The organism is Halomonas sp. ALS9 (assembly GCF_001651035.1).
GTDB lineage: Bacteria > Pseudomonadota > Gammaproteobacteria > Pseudomonadales > Halomonadaceae > Vreelandella.
This window is the reverse complement of the sequence record NZ_LXRG01000199.1, coordinates 1-394: the sequence shown is the minus strand read 5'-3', so window position 1 is coordinate 394 and position 394 is coordinate 1. Positions and strand designations below refer to the sequence as shown.

Sequence of the window (394 nt, the reverse complement as noted above, 5' to 3'; positions counted from 1 at the left end):
CCCTGGCCATTACCCTCAACGGCGGCGCCTGCATACTTCCCGATGCCCCCGGCCGTGGGATTACCTTTGGCGCACTGGCCCCCGGCCAGGCTCGCTTCTCGCCTACCGAGCAGCTGTGGATACGTCGAGGGGGTGCTTCAACCGATGAAGAGAGTAACGCGCCTCGCTGGCAAGCGTTAGACGAGACGCTGCGCAGTGATTCCGAGCGTATCGTGTTAAGCCAACAGAGACGGTGGCCACCACGAGTGCAAGCTCAGGCGATAACTCAAGGGATAACGCTACTCGCTGGCCTTTGATCGACGCGCGCGACCGCTATAGCTATACCACCCAGTACCGCTGAGCTGGCGATCTGCAGATGAGACGGATCGACAGCGCCCAGCCCCACTAACAGCTG

1 protein-coding gene is annotated in these 394 nt (G+C 61.7%); it reads left to right on the top strand.

Features of this window, described 5'->3' with window-relative positions; genetic code table 11:
* Positions 1-296, top strand: a 296-nt coding sequence (locus A6R74_RS22825; RefSeq protein WP_205634218.1) for a hypothetical protein, incomplete at its 5' end; no start/stop codon positions are given.
* Positions 297-394 lie beyond the last annotated feature (98 nt).